Source organism: Bacillus sp. M6-12 (genome assembly GCF_002860285.1).
Taxonomy (GTDB): Bacteria; Bacillota; Bacilli; order Bacillales; family DSM-1321; genus Peribacillus.
The window spans coordinates 235924-260619 of sequence record NZ_PGVF01000009.1 but is presented as its reverse complement, the minus strand read 5'-3'; the positions used below and the strand labels follow the sequence as shown (position 1 = coordinate 260619).

The 24696-nt window shown below is 37.3% G+C and carries 27 protein-coding genes; 11 read left to right on the top strand and 16 right to left on the bottom strand.

What is annotated here, in order from left to right; all coding sequences use genetic code 11:
• Positions 1–66: 66 nt before the first annotated feature.
• Positions 67–879, bottom strand: a complete 813-nt coding sequence (locus CVD28_RS13030; RefSeq protein ID WP_180954155.1) for an endonuclease I family protein — start codon at positions 877–879, stop codon at positions 67–69.
• On the bottom strand, positions 876–1841 hold the full coding sequence (locus CVD28_RS13025) for a S8 family peptidase (protein WP_101592795.1): 966 nt from the start codon (positions 1839–1841) through the stop codon (positions 876–878). The genes CVD28_RS13030 and CVD28_RS13025 overlap by 4 nt, the downstream gene beginning before the upstream one ends.
• Before the next feature lie 471 nt (positions 1842–2312).
• Here CVD28_RS13025 and CVD28_RS13020 point away from each other — a divergent pair, with 471 nt between their 5' ends.
• Positions 2313–5354, top strand: coding sequence for an efflux RND transporter permease subunit (locus CVD28_RS13020; RefSeq protein WP_101592794.1), 3042 nt, complete (start codon positions 2313–2315; stop codon positions 5352–5354).
• A 151-nt stretch (positions 5355–5505) separates the two neighbouring features.
• On the opposite strand, the gene CVD28_RS13015 is transcribed toward CVD28_RS13020, so the two are convergent.
• Both CVD28_RS13015 and CVD28_RS13010 read right to left on the bottom strand, forming a co-directional pair.
• Positions 5506–5949, bottom strand: a complete 444-nt coding sequence (locus CVD28_RS13015; RefSeq protein WP_101592793.1) for a hypothetical protein — start codon at positions 5947–5949, stop codon at positions 5506–5508.
• Between the two features lie 80 nt (positions 5950–6029).
• A complete protein-coding gene (locus CVD28_RS13010) occupies positions 6030–7067 on the bottom strand; it encodes a YheC/YheD family endospore coat-associated protein (RefSeq protein ID WP_101592792.1) in 1038 nt (345 codons plus the stop codon).
• A 160-nt stretch (positions 7068–7227) separates the two neighbouring features.
• On the opposite strand from CVD28_RS13010, the gene CVD28_RS13005 reads away from it, so the two are divergent.
• On the top strand, positions 7228–8484 hold the full coding sequence (locus CVD28_RS13005) for an ATP-grasp domain-containing protein (protein ID WP_101592791.1): 1257 nt from the start codon (positions 7228–7230) through the stop codon (positions 8482–8484).
• 196 nt (positions 8485–8680) lie between these two features.
• The gene (locus CVD28_RS28110; RefSeq protein ID WP_180954154.1) at positions 8681–8830 is read left to right on the top strand and encodes a hypothetical protein; all 150 of its coding nucleotides are present in this window, start codon (positions 8681–8683) and stop codon (positions 8828–8830) included.
• 53 nt (positions 8831–8883) lie between these two features.
• Here CVD28_RS28110 and CVD28_RS13000 read toward each other — a convergent pair whose 3' ends face one another.
• From CVD28_RS13000 to CVD28_RS12990, 3 genes are all read right to left on the bottom strand, one after another.
• Positions 8884–9765 (bottom strand): RNA polymerase sigma-70 factor, encoded by an 882-nt coding sequence (locus CVD28_RS13000; RefSeq protein WP_180954153.1) that lies wholly within the window; start codon positions 9763–9765, stop codon positions 8884–8886.
• Positions 9766–9782: 17 nt separating this feature from the next.
• The gene (locus tag CVD28_RS12995; protein ID WP_180954152.1) at positions 9783–10946 is read right to left on the bottom strand and encodes an NAD(P)/FAD-dependent oxidoreductase; all 1164 of its coding nucleotides are present in this window, start codon (positions 10944–10946) and stop codon (positions 9783–9785) included.
• A gap of 196 nt (positions 10947–11142) precedes the next feature.
• Complete coding sequence (locus CVD28_RS12990; RefSeq protein WP_101592788.1) at positions 11143–11553, bottom strand: hypothetical protein; 411 nt, start codon at positions 11551–11553, stop codon at positions 11143–11145.
• 515 nt (positions 11554–12068) lie between these two features.
• Here CVD28_RS12990 and CVD28_RS12985 point away from each other — a divergent pair.
• Positions 12069–12635 (top strand): MEDS domain-containing protein, encoded by a 567-nt coding sequence (locus tag CVD28_RS12985; protein WP_101592787.1) that lies wholly within the window; start codon positions 12069–12071, stop codon positions 12633–12635.
• 283 nt (positions 12636–12918) lie between these two features.
• On the opposite strand, the gene CVD28_RS12980 is transcribed toward CVD28_RS12985, so the two are convergent.
• From CVD28_RS12980 to CVD28_RS12965, 4 genes are all read right to left on the bottom strand, one after another.
• Positions 12919–13326: a VOC family protein gene (locus CVD28_RS12980; RefSeq protein WP_101592786.1), complete on the bottom strand. Its 408-nt coding sequence runs from the start codon at positions 13324–13326 to the stop codon at positions 12919–12921.
• 322 nt (positions 13327–13648) lie between these two features.
• A complete protein-coding gene (locus tag CVD28_RS12975; RefSeq protein ID WP_101592785.1) occupies positions 13649–13858 on the bottom strand; it encodes a hypothetical protein in 210 nt (69 codons plus the stop codon).
• Positions 13859–14231: 373 nt separating this feature from the next.
• Positions 14232–15338, bottom strand: a complete 1107-nt coding sequence (locus tag CVD28_RS12970; RefSeq protein WP_180954151.1) for a DUF4030 domain-containing protein — start codon at positions 15336–15338, stop codon at positions 14232–14234.
• A complete protein-coding gene (locus tag CVD28_RS12965) occupies positions 15328–15903 on the bottom strand; it encodes an RNA polymerase sigma factor (protein WP_180954150.1) in 576 nt (191 codons plus the stop codon). Before CVD28_RS12965 ends, CVD28_RS12970 begins: the two co-directional genes overlap by 11 nt.
• A 116-nt stretch (positions 15904–16019) precedes the next feature.
• On the opposite strand from CVD28_RS12965, the gene CVD28_RS12960 reads away from it, so the two are divergent.
• Positions 16020–16301, top strand: a complete 282-nt coding sequence (locus CVD28_RS12960) for a hypothetical protein (RefSeq protein ID WP_101592782.1) — start codon at positions 16020–16022, stop codon at positions 16299–16301.
• A 643-nt stretch (positions 16302–16944) separates the two neighbouring features.
• On the opposite strand, the gene CVD28_RS12955 is transcribed toward CVD28_RS12960, so the two are convergent.
• On the bottom strand, positions 16945–17808 hold the full coding sequence (locus tag CVD28_RS12955) for an SDR family oxidoreductase (protein ID WP_101592781.1): 864 nt from the start codon (positions 17806–17808) through the stop codon (positions 16945–16947).
• A 198-nt stretch (positions 17809–18006) separates the two neighbouring features.
• Between CVD28_RS12955 and CVD28_RS12950 the strand changes: the two genes are divergently transcribed.
• On the top strand, positions 18007–18447 hold the full coding sequence (locus CVD28_RS12950; RefSeq protein WP_101592780.1) for an Rrf2 family transcriptional regulator: 441 nt from the start codon (positions 18007–18009) through the stop codon (positions 18445–18447).
• Positions 18448–18601: 154 nt separating this feature from the next.
• Here the strand turns inward: CVD28_RS12950 and CVD28_RS12945 are convergent, their stop codons facing one another.
• On the bottom strand, positions 18602–19279 hold the full coding sequence (locus CVD28_RS12945) for an NAD-dependent epimerase/dehydratase family protein (protein ID WP_101592779.1): 678 nt from the start codon (positions 19277–19279) through the stop codon (positions 18602–18604).
• 490 nt (positions 19280–19769) lie between these two features.
• On the opposite strand from CVD28_RS12945, the gene CVD28_RS12940 reads away from it, so the two are divergent.
• Both CVD28_RS12940 and CVD28_RS12935 read left to right on the top strand, forming a co-directional pair.
• Complete coding sequence (locus CVD28_RS12940; protein WP_101592778.1) at positions 19770–20117, top strand: DUF192 domain-containing protein; 348 nt, start codon at positions 19770–19772, stop codon at positions 20115–20117.
• Between the two features lie 634 nt (positions 20118–20751).
• Positions 20752–21264, top strand: a complete 513-nt coding sequence (locus CVD28_RS12935; RefSeq protein WP_101592777.1) for an acyl-CoA thioesterase — start codon at positions 20752–20754, stop codon at positions 21262–21264.
• Between the two features lie 258 nt (positions 21265–21522).
• Here CVD28_RS12935 and CVD28_RS12930 read toward each other — a convergent pair whose 3' ends face one another.
• Complete coding sequence (locus CVD28_RS12930; protein ID WP_101592776.1) at positions 21523–22461, bottom strand: MBL fold metallo-hydrolase; 939 nt, start codon at positions 22459–22461, stop codon at positions 21523–21525.
• Between the two features lie 520 nt (positions 22462–22981).
• Between CVD28_RS12930 and CVD28_RS28105 the strand changes: the two genes are divergently transcribed.
• Complete coding sequence (locus tag CVD28_RS28105; RefSeq protein ID WP_180954149.1) at positions 22982–23137, top strand: hypothetical protein; 156 nt, start codon at positions 22982–22984, stop codon at positions 23135–23137.
• 164 nt (positions 23138–23301) lie between these two features.
• Entirely contained in the window at positions 23302–23478 is a 177-nt protein-coding gene (locus CVD28_RS12925) for an aspartyl-phosphate phosphatase Spo0E family protein (protein WP_101592775.1), read from the top strand.
• Between the two features lie 253 nt (positions 23479–23731).
• Here CVD28_RS12925 and CVD28_RS12920 read toward each other — a convergent pair whose 3' ends face one another.
• Complete coding sequence (locus CVD28_RS12920; protein WP_101592774.1) at positions 23732–23941, bottom strand: helix-turn-helix domain-containing protein; 210 nt, start codon at positions 23939–23941, stop codon at positions 23732–23734.
• A 9-nt stretch (positions 23942–23950) separates the two neighbouring features.
• Positions 23951–24295 (bottom strand): DUF2975 domain-containing protein, encoded by a 345-nt coding sequence (locus tag CVD28_RS12915; protein ID WP_101592773.1) that lies wholly within the window; start codon positions 24293–24295, stop codon positions 23951–23953.
• A gap of 27 nt (positions 24296–24322) precedes the next feature.
• On the opposite strand from CVD28_RS12915, the gene CVD28_RS12910 reads away from it, so the two are divergent.
• Positions 24323–24694, top strand: coding sequence for a hypothetical protein (locus tag CVD28_RS12910; protein ID WP_101592772.1), 372 nt, complete (start codon positions 24323–24325; stop codon positions 24692–24694).
• Positions 24695–24696 lie beyond the last annotated feature (2 nt).

Below are 24696 nucleotides of genomic sequence, written 5' to 3'. Positions count from 1 at the left end.
TTATACTGCAGTAATCAGACGAGTACTTTAGATAGATTTTTCACTTCAAGCGAGTATAACTCAGTATTATAAGCCTAACATCTTTTCGGCCATTTCCGGAAAATCGATAAAGGGGTTCCTGTTTCCCTGCAGTTCATAGATTGCCAGATTCCGGTGCTTTTCGTAAATTGAAACAGGAAATTGTTTATGCCATTTTATTAATAGCGGTATATTCACGTTTCCGCTGTCAATTAAGTTTATATATCGAATCAAGAAATACATTGTGGCCCTGGCAACGATTCCTTTACCGTATTCCGGTTCGAATTGCCCATCCTCTGCCTTGCCGCAGCCTTCCGTTATTCCCAATATCCGATTTTCGGGGGCATAATCAAAGAAGTCAAAATAAGGACTGTTGCTCCGGCGGCTGTTGCAGCCGGGTTCACAGGCAAAAAGATGATGCAGGTCCCCTCTCATAGGCTCTTTTTTGTCGAACCAAGATTGTGGCACAACATGCTCACAGTTTAATAGATTGGTACCCGAGAAGGAGGCAATAAGGCCTCTTTCCCGGGATTGTTGCAGTTTGATATCATGTTCAATTACTTCTGCCGGTTCCATCCCTTTACCTGAATATAAGCTCTTCAGTTTACCATTTTCCTGCAGGTCAACCCATGGGTAAACATAACGATGCGGGGAGTAATTTAGTTTTTCTGTATGGGTTTTGTCCAGCAAACTATGCATACTGCTAGTTAGTTCCTTATTATCAAAAGAAATACTTTGATAATACATATCCCTGTTTTTAATGTCTTGTTTAACATCGTAGTAAATACGTTTTTCAATATTTTCTTTTACAGCATTCTTCAGCTCTTCCAATTCTTGTGCAAGGAAGTTTAAATTACTCATGATATAGACATCACTTGAGCGGTTAATTCCTTGCTGAATACTTCTGTTAAGTGGTCAACTGCGGTTAAATACAGCAAACCATTTCCTTCGAGCTGCGGTGAGTTCCCTAATGGGACTGTCCGTTTAATTAGCTGTGCATATAGCTCAGGCACAGTAAGATTTCGCTTAAAACTTTTGCTGGAAATGTCTTTTATTAGAGCAAGGGCCCCGGATACATGCGGGGTCGCCATCGATGTACCTCTTAAAGTTGCAAACTTCCCATCTAAATAGGTTGATAGAATGCCCTCACCGGGAGCAACTAAATCGACCTCGTTGTTCGAATTTGTAAATTCTGAGGATCGGCGCTCCAGGTCAATGGCTCCGACGCTGATGACCTCGTTATAGCAGCCAGGATAACCTAATTCATCTGTGGCATCCTTTCCGTCACCTTCATTGCCAGCGGCACAGACAACCAGGATATTATTAGAGATGGCCTTTTTGATGGCATCGTGCAATTCAGGCACATCCACCGGGCCCCCCAGACTCATTGAGATAATATCCGCCTTTTGTTCAATGGCGTATAAAATGCCATTGATGATCCATTCATATTTGCCCGACCCATTCTTGTCAAGAACTTTAACAATTAATAGGTTTGCTTTCGGGGCAACACCTACGACTCCCGTATTATTTTGTACAGCAGCAACGGTTCCTGCAACATGTGTGCCATGCCCGTTGTAGTCCTTATAAATTTCTGTATTTCCCTGGTCATCGCCAGTAAAATTCCGTCCCCCGATTATGCGTTCCTTAAGGTCAGGGTGGCTGATATCACAGCCTGTATCCAAAATGGCTACGGTCATCCCCCCTCCCTGACTCTTTTCCCAAATCTTAGGAGCCTGAATGAGTTCAACACCCCTTGGGACTTCTGCTGCTTCATCCACTTCATTCATAACCTGGTACGGAATTAAACGCATTTTGTGTTCCATTAATATCCCCCCATTTTGAATTACTTTGAAGCAAACGCATGTTGTTACCAGTAGTTTACCAGCAGAGGAACCGCATAAACAGTTACCAATGGAGCAGTTTTTGGCCAAGGAAAGAACCATTTTTAATAGAGGTGAAGGAATACGTGCTGTTATGTGCCTTTTTAGGTGACAGCGGATACTATAAACTATCAACAATATCCTTTAAACTACTAAAAAAAATTCTTCAAGGTTTCTGCCTCAATCTTCTAACTTGTCCCCAAAATGAAGGTTATATATCAAAAGTTGCCGTTGCTTTTGCTTTTTCACACAAAACTGATTCCCATTTACTTGTTGAGTATTATTAGTTCGATTAACCGTTTATTAGGATAAGTTTTGTAAATTTCGATGAATTTTCCGATTTGTGATGAAATAGCTTATAAGTGGTGGTACAATTTTCCTAGTCTGACAAAATTATGAATTTGGAGGTTAATTATGACGTGGTTTACAAAATGGGCGTTACGGAATAAAGCAGCTTTAGCTTTTTCCGTAATTGCCTCAATGGTTTTTGGAATTATCAGCTATTTTAACATCCCAATGGAATTGATGCCTGCAGCAGATCAGCCATACGTAACGGTATCCGTAGTCGGAAACGGTATTGACGCTGTCAGCATGGATGAACAAGTAACAAAACCTATTGAAAAGTCACTCTCAGGAATTAAAGGAAAACGGGATGTGCTGTCGGAAACGGGTAACAATTTTACCCAAATGACATTGACTTTTGAATCGGACACAAATTTAAAGGAAGCAAAACAACAGGTACAAGAGGCAATTTCCGCCGTTAATTTACCAAAAGGTGTAATGAAGCCATATGTTGTCCTCTTGAACACTACACAAATACCAGTGGTATATACTGGACTAACGTTTGACAAAGAGATTGGCAATAAAGAAGTAAATCTTGTTGAAAATGACATTCTTCCAAAGTTCAAACAAATTAAAGGTGTAGGAAATGTCATGACCTATGGTGGAAAAAACCAACAAGTTTTAATCAAATTAGACATGAAAAAGTTAACTTCTTCCCAAATCCCACTCCAAAATGTGTATACACTTTTACAGGGAAGAAATGCATCTGTCGCTGTGGGTGAACAGACGCTAAACAATGAAGCAACCAGTATCATTGTAACTGGGAAAATTGAAAGTATAGAGGATTTACAAAACTTACAGATTAACGCTGGCACAAAGCTGAAAGATGTGGCTGATGTTACTTTGGAGCAGGATACACAAAGCATTGTGCATATGAATGGCAAAAACTTTATTCAAATTATCGTTCAAAAAGATTCAACATCCAATGCTGTATCAGTAGGAAAACAGGTAGACGAAGTAGCAAAGGACATAAATAAGGAATATAAAGGTACGCTAAAAGCGATAGTTTTTATTAATTTGGCAGATACCGTATTAGAATCGATTAATTCTATGACACGGGAAGTATTAATTGGAGCATTGTTTGCAACAATTATTATTTTAATATTTTTGCGCAGCATAAGAATGACACTAATTACGATCATCAGTATTCCGCTTTCTCTTTGTATCACTATGTTGCTGCTATCGTTTTTCGGTATCACATTAAACATTTTGACACTAGGCGGCATTGCCGTTTCTGTCGGACGACTTGTAGATGATAGTATTGTAGTCGTTGAAAATATTTACCGGAGAAAAACAGGGAATGAACTAACACCTCAATTTTTAATCGATGCAGTAAAAGAAGTTGCAGCAGCCGTTACATCTTCAACACTCACAACAGTAGCTGTTTTCCTTCCAATGGGTCTTGTTTCAGGAAGTCTTAAAGACATGATATTGCCATTTGCTATCACGATATCTTGTTCTCTGCTTTCATCGCTCCTTGTTTCATTAACTGTCGTACCGGCGTTAAGTGCAAGAATGATGAGAAATGTGAAGATAAAAGAGCATGCACCGAATACATTCTATCCCTCCTTACTTCATTGGACGCTGAATCATAAATGGGTGCCGATCGTATTATCTATTTTGGTTGTCGGAGGCTCTATTGGTTTATTTGCGGCTATGCCAAAAGGTTCAGTTGATCAATCGGATAGTGCGTACATAACCGTTATGCTTCGTTACAATAACGGTACACCATTTGAAGAAGTGAAACATGGATTAGCAAAAATGGAGGATATCCTTTCTGAGGAAAAAGGTGTCAAAAATCACATCGTACAGGTTGGTAATAATGCAGATGCGGCTCAATTTGGCGAACTTCAAGACAGTAACCAAATTCAATTTATGGTTTTCCTTGAAGAAGATGCGAATTCTGCGGCAATCGTAAAAGATTTACGTAAACATAAGGAAGAATTCAAAGGTGCGGTACTTACTGCAGATACAGCTGGTTTAATGGGTGCAAATACAACTACAGTATCCATCGATGTACTTGGAAATGATGATGAAAAAATTAAAAAAGCAGCAATCGTCGTTGAGAAGAAATTAAAATCAATCGACGGTGTACAAAAAATTGAAAACAATGATAAAAATACCAAACCAACCGTAAAAATAATGGTTGATTCAAAAATAGCAAATGCAGAGGAAATAGCACAATCGCTTGGTGCGATGCTTCAGCCAGCCATCATCGGTAATATGAAGATAGATGGCCGGACGACAACGGTTAAACTTGGTGCTGTAAAAGAAGTAAGCACTTCGAAAGACTTAGAAAACTTACAAATTATGCTGCCAGGCGGAATGACAGCTTTATCTAAAATCGCGAAAATAGAAGATGTAAAAGAGCCTGGAACCATTTACTCAAAAAATGGACACAATTATCTTCAAGTCAGCGCAACCATTGATCCGGAAAAAATGGTTGACGTCACAGGGACGATTCAAAAAGAATTGGCAATATGGAAAAAAGACAATACATTTGGTGATGGCACAACAGCCGAAATTACCGGCTCTTCCATGCAGTCGACAGATGATTTAAAAGAACTTGGAAAAATGGCGTTTTTCTCTATCGGATTGGTTTTCCTGATTCTATTAATAACGTTAAAATCTTTCCGGGCAAGTATAGCAATATTAATTTCTTTGCCACTTGCAGCAATGGGTTCACTTTTAGGGCTTGTCATTTCAAAATCAAGCATAGACATCTCATCAGGAATTGGCATGCTGATGCTCGTTGGTATTGTGGTGACAAATGCGATTGTATTGGTTGACCGCATTCGTCATAATGAAGAAAAAATGAATATACGCGAAGCGATTATTGAAGCAGGAAGCGTACGGCTTCGTCCAATATTAATGACCGCGCTCGCGACCGTTTTCGCCATGGTGCCGCTTCTTTTCGCGCACGAATCCGGTATGAGTTTGAATCTCGTCTCAAAAGGGTTAGCTGTTGTTGTAATTTCCGGATTAACTCTATCCACTTTATTAACACTTATCGTGATTCCAACTTTTTACGAACTGTTTCACTTTAAAAAAGCTAAGAAACAAAGACAAAATGAGGTAAAGAACAAGCCAGCAGAAGATCTTGCCTCATTTTGAGAGAAAAAAGGAAAGTAAATATGTAAATGACATTAAAAACAGCAAATCCTGGTTTGCTGTTTTTCTTCTTTTATCAAAACGGCTTACAAGCGCACAAAAAAAACGCTCAAATCACTTCGAACGTTTTTCACACTCTATTTTAGACATTCCGTTATTGAAGGTTCCCTCCCCTTTCGTTATGCCGCAGCTCCATCCCGCTGCCTTCTGCCGGGTCACCTGACAGCATCCACATGCCTACTTGCTTTATTGCTTCGTTTTCAACTTTATATGCATAAACGATTTTCGGCTCACTCTCAAAAATAACATGAAGATTGACAACGGGCTGTATTCGATGTTCATCTGTATCTGTTATCCGCCATGAATCATTTGGGTATAATTTTCTAAAGTGATTTACCAATTTCTCTGTGGCATTCTTTGTCTGGTATTCTACAATAAATGGTCTTGTTCCATAAAAGATGATCCCCGCAAGAACAATAAAGCAAGATATACCCCATGCAATTTTCCTGCATTCTTTAGGCAGCAGAAACGCTATCAAACCGATGACTAAAGCAGCCAGGAATATTAAGAAAAGATCAATAATGGTGGTAGGATGCACAGGGCAATCGCTCCTTATTCAGATAGCACTAGTATATTTTTATTTTATCTAACACTCTATCTATAATAATAATAGTTTTATCATTTCTTCTTTTTAGCCTGTTCAGCTAAATATTTTGCATAATGAATGGTATTCCTGGCAACATCAAGCTCACAATTAAAGATGACCGGCGGGCCTGGTCTCCAGTTTACTTCAATTAGCCACAATTTCTGGTTTTTATCTATTCCCACATCGATACCTAATTCATCAAATGTTACGTCATCATATAAGGTATCAAAGTGGGTGGAGAAACTTAATGCGAATCCCTCCAATGTTCTTTTCATATCATACCAGAATTCCCCGAACTCCCGCTTTAAAAAAACATCCGGAAAGCAGGTATAGCCTCCGCTGCTCATGTTTGAAGTCAGGAGCCCAGATGCTCCTATTCGGGGATAGACAGCTGTAATGACCCATTTTCCGTTTCCATTTTTTTGAACATGAAGCCTGAAATCATAAACCTGGCCAGATTTAGTCTGGAATGTAATAAATGGCTGAACAAGGTATTCCTGTTTTTGGATTTTCCGAGAAACTATATCTAATAATTTTTGTTCATCAAGAATTGTTACTTTTCCTTTTTCTTTAACCCGATAGCGGCTGTTTATCTCTTTTTCGATAAACAGTATCCCGCTTCCCTGGTGCCCTGATACTGGTTTAATGAGATATTTTGAATAGTTTTTTACAATTTTGCTTAAATCAGCTGCATTTGTAAGTTCAAAAGTGGGAATCAAAAAATCCTTGAATTCGGTTCCTTGTTCAATTCTTTGATAAACACTTAATTTATTGCCAATTGAGTGGCTTGTAAAAGGGATTCTTTCAAATAGGTGATTAAAAATTACATCAGCTTTTTCGCTTGCAGCATAACTCGCATTATAGATAGCATCTGGAAAAGGAAAGGTCTTATCAACCCACCTGCCATTTTCATAAACCTTGCCGGCAATTGTTTCGTTTGTAATATTAACCATTCCGGGTGTAAAGTAAAAAAAATTTATACCCTCAGCCCCTGCAACAACGGAATAGGCATACGCCCTTCGTACTTTATTTGGATCTGCTCTGTGGTGAAGCATACCAATTAATGTCATAACGAACCGTCCCACCTCATTGAAAATATTTCTTCCCAAACAATATTCCATTCAGGCTTTTCCATATTCCTATTTTTTAATGTTTAATCACATTTTCACAATGAAGTTATATCCTATAGTAAGTCCAATAAGAAGAAAATATTGCCTTGGGTGGGAAGTCATGAAAACAATCGTATTTATCGGGACAAATAAATCAGGCTCAAGCAGAGAAGCAATTAATGCAGCTCAGCAATTGGGTTATGTAACGGTGCTGTTTACAGACAACAAGAAATTTTTAGAGGAAAGGCTCGAATTTCCGGACGTGAATCAAATGATTTATGCCTCATTAACTAATGTCAGTAAATTGAAAGAGAGCATAAGAAAACTGCAAAAACAGGGAATGAAAATAGAGGCGATTTTAAGCTTTATTGATCCATATGTCAACGTTGCCGTATCATTAGCTGAATTCTTTGCTGAAAGTGTTGTATCGTCCAAAGTGATTCTTAATATGGAGGATAAGGTCCTGACCCGCACCATTATTAAAGATCTGCCGGTCTCGCCTTATTTCGCCATTTATAACCCTGGGCAAGATTTACAGGCTTTTATCAGGAAACAAAAGGACCATCTCCCGCTGATCGTAAAGTCCCCTATATCTGCTGGATCAAAGGATGTTTTTTTGGTGAAAACAGATATAGAGTTAATGGAAGCTATAGTTAAACTACGTAAAAAAAGCGGAGTTTCATCTATTTTAGTAGAACAGTATCTTATGGGACCGCAATATTTAATAGAAACCGTTGTATATGACGGGAATGTTCATATAGTTGCTGTTATTGAACAGGAAATTACCTTTGATAAGCGTTTTATCGTTACTGGTTACAGCCTGGCAGCAGAGATAGAACCATCCTTTTATGATGGTATTAATATAGCAGTAACATCCATAATAGATAGCTTTGGAATGAAGAACGGGACCTGCCATCTTGAAATGAGGCTTGTTGATGATGAATGGAAACTGATAGAAATCAACCCTAGAATATCAGGGGGTGCTATGAACCGAATCATTGAGGAAGGATTTGGGATAAGCTTAGTAGAACAGACAATTAAATTATATTTAGGAGAAACACCTGATCTTACTCCCAAACATAAAAAATATGTTTATGTACAATATATAACAGTAGATCAAGAAGGACGGCTAAATAAAGTAACCGGAAAAGAACGGGCTTCCGAGTATCAAGGTGTTAAAGAGGTATTTATAAAAGCGCGAAAAGGAAAATACGTAAGACCGCCATTATCTATGGGTCATCGTTATGGCTATGTATTAGCAATCTCTGATGTTAAGGAAGAAGCAAAAAAAATAGCTCAGGAAGCGGCAGAAGAAATTTACTTTCACATTGATCGGACTGTTAGCAGCATACGATATAAAAAACCCTATCAATACTAGTATTAATCAGGAAGCAGCTTATTGAAACCCGCGTGAAAATTAACAATAACACTCTGGTTTCATATAACCACGGTTTATTTTAAATGGAATGCCTTTTTTTTAATAGATTACCAGCAATATAAGTCAATATATTGCAGGCTGTTGAAATGTTTCCTCAACAGCCTTTTTCTGTGGCAAAGGGGTGGAGCTGCGCCGAATGTCGGCTCAACAAAAAACCAATGAAATTAAAATGAAAAATCTCTTAGAAGTTGTATCATTCAGCTTCGCTCATACCACCTTTATTTTGTTAGCACTTCTTATTGCCATGCAAGGAGATTGGGAGTTTCATAGTTTATGCTCCATTTAGATCTAATTGTGATAATGCTATTGGAGTTCTTCGTCCAGAAAAGAATGCAAATTTTAGTCAGCATGTAGAAAAACATGCTGCAGTTTTTCCGGATTCCTTACAATATAGATGTTTGCAATTTGATTATTTTCTACATGGAAGCAAATGACCGTTTTGACATCGTCCTCCCCATTAACGAGGAGGCCAGTTTGACCATTTACATTGACCATTTTAACAAAGGCTGGCTTCTCTTCACTATGATTTTGTGCCAGCAAGAAACCGATAAAACGTACAACCTGAGCTTTGGAATGTACTGGCTTTAAGGCAGCATATACTTTTCCGCCACCATCAGAATACAAAGTAACATCGTCACATAATAATTTTTCTATCGTCTGAGTTTGACCGTGATGTAAGGCTAACACAAATTTTTGTATGATCTCATCTTTATTGGGATCTAAAAATGCTTGATCCTCTTCATTTTTTAGCGGGAATTTGTTTTTCGAGCGGCTAAATATCTTTCTGCAATTTGACTCGCTCCTATTTACGATTTGAGCAATGGTTCGATAATCATAGTCTAGAACTTCCCTGAGTATGAAAACAGCCCTTTCCATTGGTTTCAGTTTTTCCAGCAGCAACAAAAAGGCAAACGATATCATTTCTTCGTTAACCACTTTAGTTTCAGGGTCGTTCTCCGTAAAAATCAATGGTTCCGGAAGCCAGGGACCTGTATAGAATTCACGCTTGCGTCCAGCCGATTTTAGATGATCAATACATCTATTTGTAACCATTTTACAAAGATAAGCCTTCTTATTTTGTACATGGTCAATCGTAATTTCTTCAGCGTGCACATACACATCCTGAACAATATCTTCTGCATCAGAAACGGTCCCAAGCATTCGATAAGCGATCGAAAAAAGCAATGGATGAAACTGTGAATAGTGTTCCTGCAACCCCATACCCTTATCTCCTTCAGTTAGTTCATCAAACTGGCAAGATCCCACGTGTACTCTCTTATTTTTTGTGCTAGTCTGCCTGTAAGCACGAAATTCATTCCCCATTTTTGTGTCCATACAAAACCATCATGCGGGCCAAGACCTATACAAAGAAAATCAGGATAATTTTGATGGGCGTTTGTTTCTATTCCCTGTATATCTGCTTTAATGATTTTTACGAGTCTCTGTGCCTGGGAAATGGCCTCTTTGCAGCTCATTCCTGCAGCCTTTCCGCTTATAGGATCAACGGCTTGCACACAGTCTCCGATGCTATAAATATTTTTGCAGCCGATTAACCGGTAAAAAGAATCTGCCTTTACCTTTCCGTCTTCAGTTAGAGACAAACCTAAATCAGCAAGGCACGGATGAGGCTTTAATCCGACTGTCCAAACACATACATCTGCTTCAAGATTGGAATTATCATTGAAAAGGACTTTGCCATCTATAAATTTATTTGCCTTTTTATTGTGTAATACATGAATCCCCTGTTTCATTAGCCGATTTTGAAGCTGCTCACTGATTTTTGCAGGTGCTTCACATATTAATCTTTGTTTATCATTAATAAGGACTACTTCTACGTTCTTCGGCGTGAACCCTTTTTTTAACATATCAGCTTTGATCCATGAACTCACTTCTGTGGCGGTTTCAATACCTGTAATTCCACTGCCAACGATTGCTACTTGAAGTTTAGGTTTGGGTGAATCCATCTGCTCCAGCAAATTCTGCCGAATGTATCGGGTACTTTTTAGGCTATTAAGCTGTATTCCTCCGCTTTTTGCTTGAATATCACGCATTACACTCCCCAAGGCAAGAATCAGCCTGTCATAATCCAAATAAATGGCATCTCCACTTTTGCAGGTGATCTTTATCTTTTGTTCTTCAGGATCTACTGCTGTCAGTTCTCCCTCAATGAATTCAATTACTGAGCCGCAATAATGCGTTAGAGGCACATGTAAATCCGACACATCTTCATTAACAATCCCCTTAAATAACTTTACCTTTTTAAAATGGAAAGCATTTTTATCAACAAGGATTACCCTTAGGTTTTTCTTCATTTCTCTATGAAACTCTTTCTTAATCGCTTCTATAACATGAATCCCGGCGTACCCTCCACCTACTACAATCATTGTTTCATCAATTTTCATAAGAATCCTTCCTTTCATCATCATTCTAATCACATGACGATTAAGGAATCCGATTTGTGACCAAAAGTCCTTTGAAATCACTATTTCATTGGCTAGGGTAAATTAGCTTATTTACCTTTATTTATTAGGTCAGTACCGTATGAATTGTCTATTGCACACAGCCATTCGCCCTCCTAATTTTAGAATTCTTAAATATTCATTTCATTAATGTTATTAGTGAATTTGTACAAAGATTAATATTATTAATATCAAAGTTATTTAATGTTATTGTTTGTTCAATTTCCTTTTCATCTGATTCATCACCAAGCCAACAAGTGTACAGTTCGCAATAATCTCCTTCGGTTAGGTAAGTTTCCAATAGTTCACATAATGCTTGAAAATTTTTATGTTGTTCCGAGTAATCATTTTCGTAATCTTTATCAAACCATATACTTCCAAATTTTTTTGAAGTTACTTCATAAATATATTTAGTTGAAAATTGTTTCCTTACATTCTCCCTCATTTCTTCATCAGAAAAATAATTACCACCTATTAATATTTCTTCTCCACTTTCTTGATTACTAAGAGGTAATGTAAAATTGCAGCCAAGATAATTTACAATGCTCATTTAACTCACTCCCTTGTGTTGTCCAAACCTACTGCTTAACAAAAAATTGCGATAATAATGCGTTGCATGGGACTGCTGCGGCATACTCTTAATCCTTTATTGAAAATAACCTTTTAGCACAACAAAAACAACCGAAAATGGAAGCAGGACAGATAAATAAAGTACCCGTTAGCCATCCATACATCGGAAAAATCGGGAGAATGTAAACAAAACTGTCCATACTGGTTTTTAATCCAGTCGCCGGTTCATTAAGTAACATACCCGGTAATTTAAGTACAATGATTTTCAAGCTTTTTTAGCCATAAAATAAAAAATCAAAATATTTCCAAAAATTTATATTTTTCGACTATTTTTTCCATAAATCACGTAAAATCAATGTTATTCTAGGAAGAAAGGAAATATTACTGAAGTGAAAATGAATAAGTGATCAGCGGATGCACTGTAGCAAGGCATCCGCACAAAATATACCGGTCTCAAAGTAAAATATTGTGCTAAATTTTGAATGGGGTGCTGTTTTGGAAAAAAAGAATTTTAAAGTGATAAATCAGCTGAAAAGTCTTACAGAGGGGCATATATTATATTGTTTTGAGAACGAAGAAGAATATATAAAAAATATTGTTGACTTTGTTATTTCCGGATTGGATCAGAATCAATATTCCATAATAATAGAAAATGACCGAATAAGTCCATTGCTGAAAAAAAAGCTTGCATCGATGTTGAACGAAAGCCAATTATGTAAACTACGGTACATCAATAATTTTGACTTCTATTTTGCCAAGGGGGATTTTCGATGTAATTCTATTTTCGAGTTTCTCCCGAGATTAATTGAAGGTTATGCAGAACAGGAATTTGCTGTCCGGACCTGGGCTCACGTAGAATGGCGAGATGAAAGGGAAGTGCACAAACAATTATTAGATTCCGAAAAGGAAGCTGATGTAATTGTCAGTGAAAAAAGACTTCTCTCTGTTTGTGCCTACGACTCAGATAGGGTCAGCGAAGAGCTTAAGGGAAGCCTTCTTACTCGCCACAACTTTCTTATGAATGATCAGGGCAATAAACAAGAAGTACTTATTATTTCGTAGAGAGGTAATTATTCTGTAATGCATATGGACATTAAACGAAGTCAGGTTCTCTTTATTCACTAATTAGTGATTTATTGAAGTAACCTGCTTCTTTAGCTTATAAGGTACAAAAAAAGACCCCTAATTCTTCTAGGGTCAACGCCACTTTAGTCAAAATGGATTATGTCAAAATTATTAAAAAGGCCCCCTGCTATTTAACCAAACACGTCTCCCCTTTCATCAAAAGCGTGCTTAAAATCAAACGCAAAAGGAGTGGGTCCATACTGAATATAAATGAAGACACTTAAGACTTTTTCGAAGGAAGATTTAGTTGCCAAGATACTCCAAACCGATCATTTAGCCAACCAAACCTCTGACTAAAACCATAATCACCAATTGGCATAAGTGCTTGACCGTCCTCGATAAGTGCCTGATAAAGGCTGTTAATTTCTTCTTCAGTATCACAAGTAACAAAAATTGAGAATGAAGGAGTAAAGGAAAACTGGTGCTTCACATTACTGTCAATGCACATAAATTCTTGCCCTTTTAAGGAAAACGCAGCCTGCATAACAGTTCCTTCGTCTCCAGCTTCATTCGCTCCATACCGGACAATACTTGTAATTTCTGAATCGTCAATGATTGAGATGTAATAATTCATCGCTTCTTCTGCTTTACCATCTTGAAACATTAAGAATGGTGTAACTTTTCCCATTAACAATCAACTCCTTTAGTTACTTAATAAAAGCCTTCATTAATTAATATAATATAATGAATATACGTAAGGTGACTTTTATTTCATAATGACATTCCATAAAACATAATTCAATCCGAATCATACTATTCTTCAATTCCCCTGCCCCTTTTGTGCAAAAAGAAACGCCACTTTAGTTTTAGCAGCTTGACCTTTAACTTTCACACCAGTTAGTTAAGAGGGAATATTCCTATAAACCTACCACTTTTTATTCCCCCTACATAATAAAAATAGTGCCAACTTCTCTTTTATAGAAATCGGCACTTCTTTGATTCCCTTTACGTTATCGTGCAGCTTTTGGCGGTTGGCATACGTCACATTTACGCTGGTTATTATTTTTAAATTTCGTAAATGTTTTTTCAAAGTTGCTGCCACATGCACATTTAAATAGTAACTTTTGAGAAAAACCGTGATATTCCGTTGATAGCAACTTACTTTCCGAATTGTTCAAAACAAATTCTTTAATTTTATCAATTGTCCATCGTTTATTCATTCTCTTACACCTCCATTTTTTATTGCTATACGGAGGCTTTTTGGGCTTCCGTTCAATTTTTATCCTAAGTTCCTAATTATAACATCAGCTGGCACTCAATTAAACAGATGGACGGATAACGGGTGCGTCCGTATTATAGGGATAACCAGTTTTTACTGGTTGCTCTTTTTTTATTGGCCTATTATTTCAGTAGATGCAGGAGCCAATTTTGAATATTTTGTGGGGTGATTTTATTTAAGGTCTTTCACAAAAGCTTAGAGATTGTCCGGTCCATATTTGATAACCTTCCAGCGTTGCTTTATCCTAGTAGAAAGCATTCCAGCATCCTAACACTGCAAAATAGACCATCTGCTACGATGGTCTACTAGATTTACTAATTCTTTATTGTTTTTAGCACCTTTTTATCTTTACTCTCAATCTCAATTTCATAAATATCATCCTGAATTACTTTTTGAGCTTCTTCTGTTTGAAGGAAATCGATGATTGCCTGTTCAATCCTTTCAACAACCTCTTTCCGATTAGAATCTTTTGATGAAACCGTAGTCCGCACTACCATGTAGAAACGTTCTCGTTTATTTGTGTAGCCCACTCCCGACACTTTATATTCAGCCTTGGCTGTTAAGCCTTCTGTAATCGTATGAAATAAAGGAAGGATTCTGCCTTCTCGCTCAACATGTTCTGGATTATATAGGTAGAGTTTAATTTTATAACCTGTAAAACCTTCTTGTTTTAACTTATTTGTAATATCACTCTTCATCTCGTCTATTCGCTTTTCTGTACTTGGAATATAATCAATATAGATCTTTCCTTCTCGAACACCGATCCCTTCGATTGGATGTCCATATTCCTTCAGTACTTCTCCAGTTAATTCCGTGACCCTATTAAAATCTTTTTCTTGTTCTTCTATTTCATTGCTTTTGTTAGGAAGTTCCTGTAATTTCCCTGCATCTGGATCATAGAACACGCGTACTTTGTAGGCATCATTGTTTCTTGCTTTCAAAATATTCGTGATGAGATCTTCGACAGCTGGTTTCACTTCCTTGTAATAGTCTTCTGATTCCTCAAACCGTACGCTGATTTCTTTATCAGAAATACTCATACCTAATGAGCCGTATTCATAGTTCTCTTGATCGAGTGCTTCTTGAACCTCCTCATAAAGAGGTTTCGACTTGAATAAAGAGCTTAAATAAGGTATTGATGAAGCAAACTCAGCCATTGCAGGTGATACAAAGACAGAACCAACTAAAAGAAATATAGCAGCTGTCGATGATAATGAAAATGCGATCATTTTTTTCTTAAACCTTGTCTTTTTTTGCCCGCTGCGAAAAGTATGCCACTCTTTATCTATTTGGTTTTCAATCTCAGGATTGATGTCTCCATTTTCATATCGTTCTGGAAGCTCGGCTATAAACGTTTCAAGACTGGCAGGAACCTGTAAATGGTCTAGTGACTCTCGCTTTTCTTCATTTTTATAAGCCATTAGCCTTAACCTCCTGAATAAAATTTCTTGATTGTGATAAATTCTCAGCAAGCTTTTTCTTCCCTCGATTGATTCTCGTTTTGACGGTGTTGACATTTTCATTTAAGACGAGGGAAACATCCTTGATCGTCAAGTCTTCATAAAAGTGGAGAATAAGAGGGATGCTTTCTTCACGTCTGAGCGTCATAATATGCGTTAACATTTCCTGCTTGTTTTCTTTTTGAATGACAACCTGTTGGGTCGATACTTTGGCTGTGTTGTTATTTCCTTGACTTTCCTCATATTCCATATGTATGACTCGATTATTTTTTCGATAAAGTTCAATCGCTCTTGAATAAACAACTCGGTAAAACCAAGCTTTAAAATTGGTAATATCTTTATTTTTCATAATACTGACGTACGCACCCTCAAGAGCATTTTGCATGGCATCCTCAGCATATTCTTTAGATTTTAAAACTAAAAATGCAGTTCGATAAGCTGATGGTAATAAATCTTTTACTAAAAGACTAAAAGCCTCGTTATCTCCCTTCCTTATCCTGTTTAATAATTCTTGTTCTTTCTTCAAAAGTGGGCCCTCCTTTAGTGTAGCTGCAACTATATGACGAAATGATTAATAGATAAGGTTTCATTTTTTAAGATGTTTTTATACTTGGAGTGCTAAAGATTTTTAGGGGATGGTAATTGCTAGCTATTAAACAACAAAAAAGAGTGCTGGTCATTTTTGCCGCGGGATTTTTAACAAGTGGAATCGGGGAATTCCAGCATCTTGGCTGGTTTCCGTTCGGTCATGCAACCCTATGGGATACAAGTTCGTTCTTGAGCAGTGAAAGTGTTACGGGTCACATGTTGCACGCACTGATAGGGTATACCGATAAACCAACTGTATTACAAGGTCTCGGTTATGTAGTGTATTTGTCTATTATCGGTGTTTTGACACTCAAGCGCAAAAAACGGGCGCAATAAATCTAATTCGTTGTCCGTTTACAACTCAGTTGTCACACAGATAACTTAAAATAAATAATTCAAAGAAAAAGGAAAAAGCCTAAGCTCTTTCCTTTTTAACTATAGACAAATCCCAGCAGCTCTTCTGTGCATTCCTTAGGAGGCGAAAAGTAATGTGTTTAATAACCGTCTTGTATATGCTATATACCATTAATTTTACTCGCCTTCTTCTTTTCTTTCTTTGTTACCTTTATTGATTCATTTTTCATTAATGATTGATTGCCCGGTACAAACAAGCCTATTAGAGCAGGTTCAACAACGGGTGCGGCATACACGCCTGCTTAATAAGTTTTCCAGTGAATCCGTCACAGATTTCCATGCCGGTGACAAAGGATTGATAACCCTAAAGTGTTCTATCTCCGGGAGCACTGCCAGTTGTACAATATCTCCCTTTTCATTAGCCCTGCGATGATACTCGATACTTAAATCAACTGGAACATGTCGGTCTAACTCACCATGAATTAAAATTTGCTCAACATTCAGGGGCAGCTTTACCGAAGAATATGTAAAGAAACCGCTCTTACATGTTACATGTTCCTTACATGTAAAAACCGACCATTCTAATGGAAGAAGGTCGGTTTGAAGGTAAGTTAAATTATGCAGTTTAAGAGATACTTTTAACGATTTGTGTTAATCCCTCACTAATTGGTGTAGCTGGACGCCCAAGTAGTTTTTCGAAATCATTGCTCTCGATTTCCAGTGTGCCTTCTCGAATGTCTTTCTGGATGTCAACAACCATTGGAATGAGAAAATCTGGTACGCCAGCAGCTTTCATAATATCACCATAAGTAGCGTCATCAACCTGTTGCACAGGTACATGTTTACCAAGTACAGTGCCAAGAGCAGATGCAAATTCTTCCTGGGTCAATAATTTGCCAGAAAGTTCATAGATTGTTTTTTCGTGTCCGTTACCAGATAATACTGCTGCCGCAGCTTCTGCATAATCTTGTTGCAGTGCCCAGCCTACCTTGCCATTTCCTGCTGATGTTACCCAAGGGGCCCCTGCTAGGACACCTTGAATGCCTGAGCTTTCATTCTCCAAGTACCAATTGTTGCGTAAGAAAGAATAGGGAATGCCTGTTTCTAAGATAGCTTCTTCTGTTGCCCTATGCGTAGGAGCAAGGAAGTTTTTACTTTCCTTTGCGTTCGCTATGCTAGTATAAGCAATAAATTTAACTCCAGCACGTTCTGCTGCAGCTACCGCATTAGTATGCTGCCTAATTCTTGTTTCATTGTCTCCATCGGCAGAAATAATTAAAAGTCTGTCAATACCTGCAAAAGCAGAATCTAAAGTTTGCGGCCTGTCGAAATCTCCTTGGCGGACTTCAATTCCACGAGTCCGTAAAGCTTCTGCTTTCTCTGGATTACGAACACTTACAGCCAATTGATCTGCTGGTACAGTTTTCAATAAGGTTTCTACAACTTTCGTTCCCAATTTTCCTGTTGCTCCTGTTACTAACATTTTCATTTTTCCATTCCTCCAAATTAAATTTTTTTAATATCTTCAATTATCTTGTATTCAAATTAAATACCTGTATCAATAATAGATACTTCTAGTTGTTTTGTCAATTATACCTTTTTTTATTTTTTACGAATTTTAGGGTATAATACTTTGTATTCAAATTAAATACATGATATTTACTTTTTTATTAGGCAGGTGAATGATATGTCCATCAGCAGCCGATTTACCGTTGGTATTCATATATTAGTTCTTATTGAATTAAATAAAGAGGGGATAAACTCTTCGGAATTTTTGGCAGGAAGCGTAAACACGAACCCAACCTTGATAAGAAAAATTATGGGTATGCTAAAAAAAACAGGGTTAATTGAAGTACAGCCTGGTATTGCAGGGGCAAAATTAGCCAAGGAACCATCCTTTATAACATTACTTGACGTTTATAAGGCGGTCGAAGTTGTGAAGGAAAAAGAATTGTTTAGTGTGCATGAAAAACCGCACCCTGACTGCCTTGTGGGCAGGAACATTCAGGATTCTATCACTCCTGTATTGTCAGCTGCTCAATTCGCATTGGAAAAAGTATTAGGAAATGTAACTATTGAAGATATTGTTAAAGATATTGTTGAAAAAGAGAATCTTAAATTAACATAATAAGAGACATTCTTGAAAACAGAATGTCTTTATTCGCAGTTCAAATCCCTTCTTCAACTGCCCGTTCAATAATAACAAAAAGTGCATTCAATCCTTTTGGATCAATAGACCCCCGTTATTTCAATTATTTAATGGTTTTTAAAGACAAACTGACTTAAATATTTCGATTGTTTCCAGCTAGGTCTTCTATTATATCTGCCGAGTAGATACTAACTCCTTTCTTGTCCATTTGAGCAGCATAATACATTGCTTGAGCAACAGTTTTTGCTTCAACTGCCAGGCGGCTTTTCCATGAGTCTTTAAGGAGATATGATAGCCCTTGAAAAACTTTAGCAGCAGCATACTCTCCTAACCTGAATTCCTGGCGGTTTCCAAGCAAAAGGGAAGGACGAAAAATAGAAATCGAATCCAAGGGGATAGCAACTAACTTTTCCTCGAGAATTCCTTTCATCCTGGGATACCATAGTGAAGATTTTGAATTTGCATTCATTGAACTGATAAGCAAAAAATGATTGGAACCCTTTTTTTGTGCCAATTTGGCCATTGTTAACGGATATTCAACGTCTACCTTATACATCGCTTCTTTTGTCTTTGCCTTTTTTATTGTTGTACCTAAACAGCAAAATACCTCTTCCGCATCAAAGTATTCTTGTATTTCTTCAAGTTGGTCAAAATCACAAACCACTTCGATTAATTTTGGATGTTCTACCCCAAGAGGCCTCCTAACGATTGAATAAACCTTTTCGTATCCCTGTCCCTTCAGGATTAAATGAAGGAGTTCATTTCCGACTAATCCACTGGCTCCCGCAATAAGTGCAGTTTTTCCTTTCATCAGCTAACTTCCTTCCCCTAACTTTAATCTTGTTTGTATGCTAACTTAAACTGAGGTCTTATTCAATTAAATTTCCCTGTTTATCATAATAAAAAAAACTGCCAACAATCGCAGACGTCTCTTGCAGTACTCAAACAGACTAATCAATATCATCTATTTTTATTACTGCTTCATCTATTTAGAAACGTCCTCCATCAAAACCACCCCTTATTATCAAAATTCAAGACGTTTGGTATGACTCATCTACCTAATGATAAATGGTATTGCGTTCTGCTCTAAAGAGTTAAAGTCATCCTGATGGTCCAGAATGAGGAACGGTTTGTCAACGGGCAAGTCAACTATTTCACGCATATACAAAAAGAAGATACTGCTTTCGTTGAAGAAAAAATGATTTCTGCAGGTTTTTATCTCTGTGAAATGCTTTGGTCTAAAAGGCAATAAGGGTTCCGCTGATTCACTTACTTACTTTTTTGTAAAGGAGACACCCTGAATGATATACATCCTTCATTTCAAACGGCAAAATCTAATCTATACTCTTCCAGCTGAAGTTGCCACCACGGATATTGCGCGGCTTCGCGGGCTGATGGGTACCAACCCCGGATCGGTTCCAGGAATGCTCCTCGTTCCGTGCAAAGCAGTTCACATGTTTCATATGCGCTATCCGCTTGTAATCTCCTATCTTTCAAGGGATGGAACGGTCTTTCATCAGGAAGTGCTTTATCCATGGCAAATCGGAAACACCTATAAGGAGGCCCATGCGGTTCTGGAGATCCCGCTCGATCTGCCTTCACCAGAGATTGGGGATGTGCTGCTTTTATCATTTTGCAATAATCCCTAATTAATCCTCATTGCCGAATGCATTCCCCCACATGAAACTCATTATTATCACTTTTATATCCTGTAAAGATTATAAAATTCCTTCTTCAGCCTGTCCCGTTATGGAAACAAATAAAAGTAGGGTCCTGTTACATTTATTCACCCGATAGTTGAAGAATGTTAGTTATTCAAAAGGCTAGTAATAGGAATATTTTGTCTCACTGTTGGTGACATTAATGATGTAAGTTGTGAAAACTCCATCCCTAAACAAGATATGGTAAAAAAAAGCTACCCTCACTTAAACTTGGTCGGTAGCCTTTTTTCCGTATTGAACTTCTCCAAGGATGTGTGGTAACACAACAATTTTGATTGAATTAGGCAACTAATGTAAATACTTATCAGGAAGAAAGGAGTGGTCACTTTTTCCATATGAAAATAATATGAAATCTAAAGAATTTGGTTTACAAATTAATGATGAGCAGCTATTAATGATAGCAAAAAAAACCTATGAACATGTAATAAGCATGAAAAAGCAAGATGAAAAGTAAACGGTGGTTTAGAAATGCCATTATCCACCCTTGATTATACGAAACAGCTGATGAATATACGTCTTTTAGCAAGATCGAAAAGAAAGAATAGAAAGGCTGTGTTTAAAGATGATACATGAAAAAAAATGCAGGGATTCTTTTGTTGTGAAAACGAGTAAGGTTTTGCCTTCAGATACCAATAATAACGGAACCTTGTTTGGCGGAAAGCTCATGGCATATATAGATGATATAGCCTCCATCTCATCCATGCGTCATTCACGAAGAAACACCGTAACAGCTTCGACTGATTCAGTGGATTTCCTCCATCCAATTGATGAGGCAAGTGCGGTTTGCCTGGAGGCATTTGTAACCTATACCGGGCGTTCCTCCATGGAAGTATTCGTGAAAGTCATCGCTGAGGATTTATTATCAGGAGAACGAAATGTATGTGCCCTTTCCTTTTTAACCATGGTTGCCATTGATGAGAACGGAAAGCCCACACCCGTGCCCCAAGTGGTTCCTGAAACAGATGTGGAAAAAGACTTGTTTAATACGGCAGCAGAGAGAGCAGAAAATCGCAAAAGAAGGAGAAAGGAAAGTGGCAACCTGGCAAAGGATTTTGGTACCGGTTTGCCTTGGTGATAAAGGTGACTAGGGAAATTCTGTATCAAGCTGCCACTCAGGCAGCTTTTTCTTGTCTGTTGTTACGTATGTTACTGAATCAGATAATACCAAAATAGACATTCGTCGTGTTCTTCGTCTGAAAGCGTGACTGAGGACATAGTTTGTTCCATAGCCGAACTAAGTCTGTACAGCAGAAGGCTATGTCAATGAGAGAACCTGCCGCCTTCTTATTCTTTCATTTTTTTAATGGTGACATGAAACACAAAGAAGTATTTGTTAAGTGGTATAAATGTAATTCCCATCAATTTCTCCCTTACTGCACTCCCCTTTTTTTACTAAATATTCGAGATGGGCGATCGTTTCTCCTATTGCAAATCTCATTTCGTGAGAATTAAATGCTTTGCCAAATAACTTTTGACAAGCATCATAGACAGTAGCGGGAGTACTGATTATTTCGTGTAACTTTGAAAGTCTTTCGTTATGATGGCCAATAATCTGGTCAATTCTCGAATTTGCGTCTTTAAAAGGCTTCCCATGGGAAGGAATTATGTACTCGGCTTCAAGCCGTTTAAATTTATGGAGTGACTGCAGGAATCTTTCTAGCGGGTTGTCCTCCCCATAAAAATCATAAGAAATATTTGGTGTGATTTTAGGCAAAATATGATCGGTGGAAAATAACACTCGTTTTTCTCTATTATAAAGACAAATCAACCCACTGGAATGCCCGGGTGCCTTTATCACCTCATATTCATATTTCCCAAACAAAATCTTATCGCCTTCATTGAGGTGACTGTCTACTCTGGGATGCGGGGAAACCTGGGAAGCAGATTCTTCATCGGTTTCGGCCATAGCATCCGCAATTACTTTAGGGATGCCGCATTTGTAGTATTTTTCCCTTAAAAAATGGCTAAAGCCTTTTCCCCAAATTGTCCGTGCCGCTTTTTTATCGGTTTCTGTCATAAAAACATTCGCGCCCGTTACTTCCTGGAGCCTGCCGGCATAACCGTAATGATCAGGATGATAATGAGTAATTATGATGTTTGTAATGTCATGATTTGCTAAAATGGGTGTCCAGCTTTTTTCGGTAACTGTATTGTTCAATCCTGAATCCATGATGGTCCATCCATTTTCTCCTTTCGCCACAAAACAATGGACATGATTTAATCTGAAAGGCAGATCAATCGTTATACACGATACTTCTAATTGTTCAAGCATTGCTCTTCCTCCATTTTGGTACGCTATTTATTTATCAAAGCCATTTTTCAATAACTTACTCATTTCTCTTTCAGTGCCTTTATTTCCTTCCTATTTTTACTTTTTATTGTTTGGCTTTATTAACTTGGCTGTTAATTTCCGCTCTAGTGGCGGTGTCTCTGAATAATTCCCAATAAAAAACCCTGCTCAAAGTTCGAGCGGGGAAATGGGTACAGGTATGTAAAAAGATTTAAGGTTAAAAAGTTTGTTTTCAGGATAACATTCTGCATTGTCAATATGCCGGGTGTATTCGTTATGTTATTTTTGAAAAACACTTCATTCTATTCAACAGTAAGTTGTCTGCTTTAAATAAGTAAAGCCTGCTCAAAGCAATACAGCCGCTTTTTCAGATCAGCAAACTTTCAATAAATTTCTTCGCACTTTCAATTTAAGTGAATACTCACTTAGATCATGATAGTAAATAATGGAATCTAGGGCTTATATAGGTTATTATACCTATGTAAAGGAGTGGATCTGCTAAATGGAGAGTAAAATGGACTATGGCCATTTCCTTATTAACAGGGAGCTTGGACGCTTGCTCATTGATCTTACTAACTGTAACGATATTCAGGTACGCGACTGCATCTATCAAGATATTCTTTTGCTACGACAAGCATTGGTTTTGACTGCTATTTAAATAGTAGTCATTTTTTTTCATTCATAATGAGACAAAATTAGCGAAGCTGTTTTTGTCTTATTTTTAAAACATTTGTCGAAACTATTAACAAACTGGAATATTATCTTATAATAAAAATTATTGTTTATTTCTTTACCTTATTAAAGTCAGGAGTAATTTTTAAATTGAAAAGTGATACAGTTAAGAAGCATCTATTAAAGCGAATTGCAAAAAAGAAGGAAATGTTGTTACTGATTGTGCAAAATACAGGTCTTGGGAGTTCAGAAACAGTAGCTTGCAGCAAAGAATTAGATAGATTTATTTTACTCTATCAAAAACTTAACCAAAGACTTGATTCTTAACGATCATGACAATCCTAAGATTTATTTGGCATCGCCAAATACATTCAGACAATATTTTCCACTTAACATCAGAGCCATGCTTCATAAATCTCTTTCTAATTGTTAATGGAAGCAGGCTGGAATTTTACATTTTTCCGCTTGCAATGAAATTTAAATTTTTGGTACTGATAAAAAGTAAAACATAGCCTTACCCCTTCCCTTATAGCAAACCTCCCTCTTAGTTCGACACAACTATTAAAATTAAATAGCCTTTTTATTCTTCCCTTTTGTATTCCAGAATATCGCCAGGCTGACAGTCCAATGCCTTGCAAATAGCCTCTAAGGTGGAAAATCTTATCGCTTTTGCCTTTCCATTTTTCAAAATAGAAAGATTAGCCATCGTTATTCCCACTCTCTCCGAAAGTTCCGTAACGCTCATTTTTCTTTTTGCTAACATCACATCTATATGGATTATAATTGCCATCATCTCACCTCAAACTGTCAAATTATTTTCTGATTTTATTTCTATTGCACTTTTTAACAGTTCCTGCAGGACAGTCGCAAAAAGGAAAATAACAAAGGCTGCAAATAAAATGACTATCCCAATAAAGGCTATTCCGGGATGCAAGGCACTTTGGGTTATAAGCAGCATCATCCCGATTACATACAGAATGATGATTGAAAAGGCGCATTTCTTAATATGCCCTAATGAAATAACAGTCAGTTCCGAAAAGGTATTCTTACTTTGAATAGCATTTAAAAGCTTCACTGCCTGATATAAAGCAAGAAAAAATGGTATGGCAGTAGTGAACAAACCTAAAAGAACTGGAAGTTTCAGATAAGCGAATGAGGTTTCTTATTCATCATGTATGCAATCCTATTTTTTCTGACAATTCTTGCGCTCTATGCATTAACCTATTTCTTTGTTCCATTTGAACATTTATTGGTTATGCTGTTTGCTGTAGCTGGAAGTATTTATTTATGGGTGTTCATTAATAATGCATGGCAAGGTACAAAAAGAAATCGTATAAAGATGAGTGCTGTCGGAAGCAGTTTTTATATTTTCTTGACAGTAATGTTCATGTATTGGTATATCAACTTAAAACCTTCTTATCCTGGCGAAGATACTTTTATGAGCGCTATCGGATTATTTTTTGCCATTATAGTTACAACAGTAGCGTCTATTACTTGTTTTGCCGTCACTGGATTTTCCAAAATAAAAACGTCTTCCATATAAAA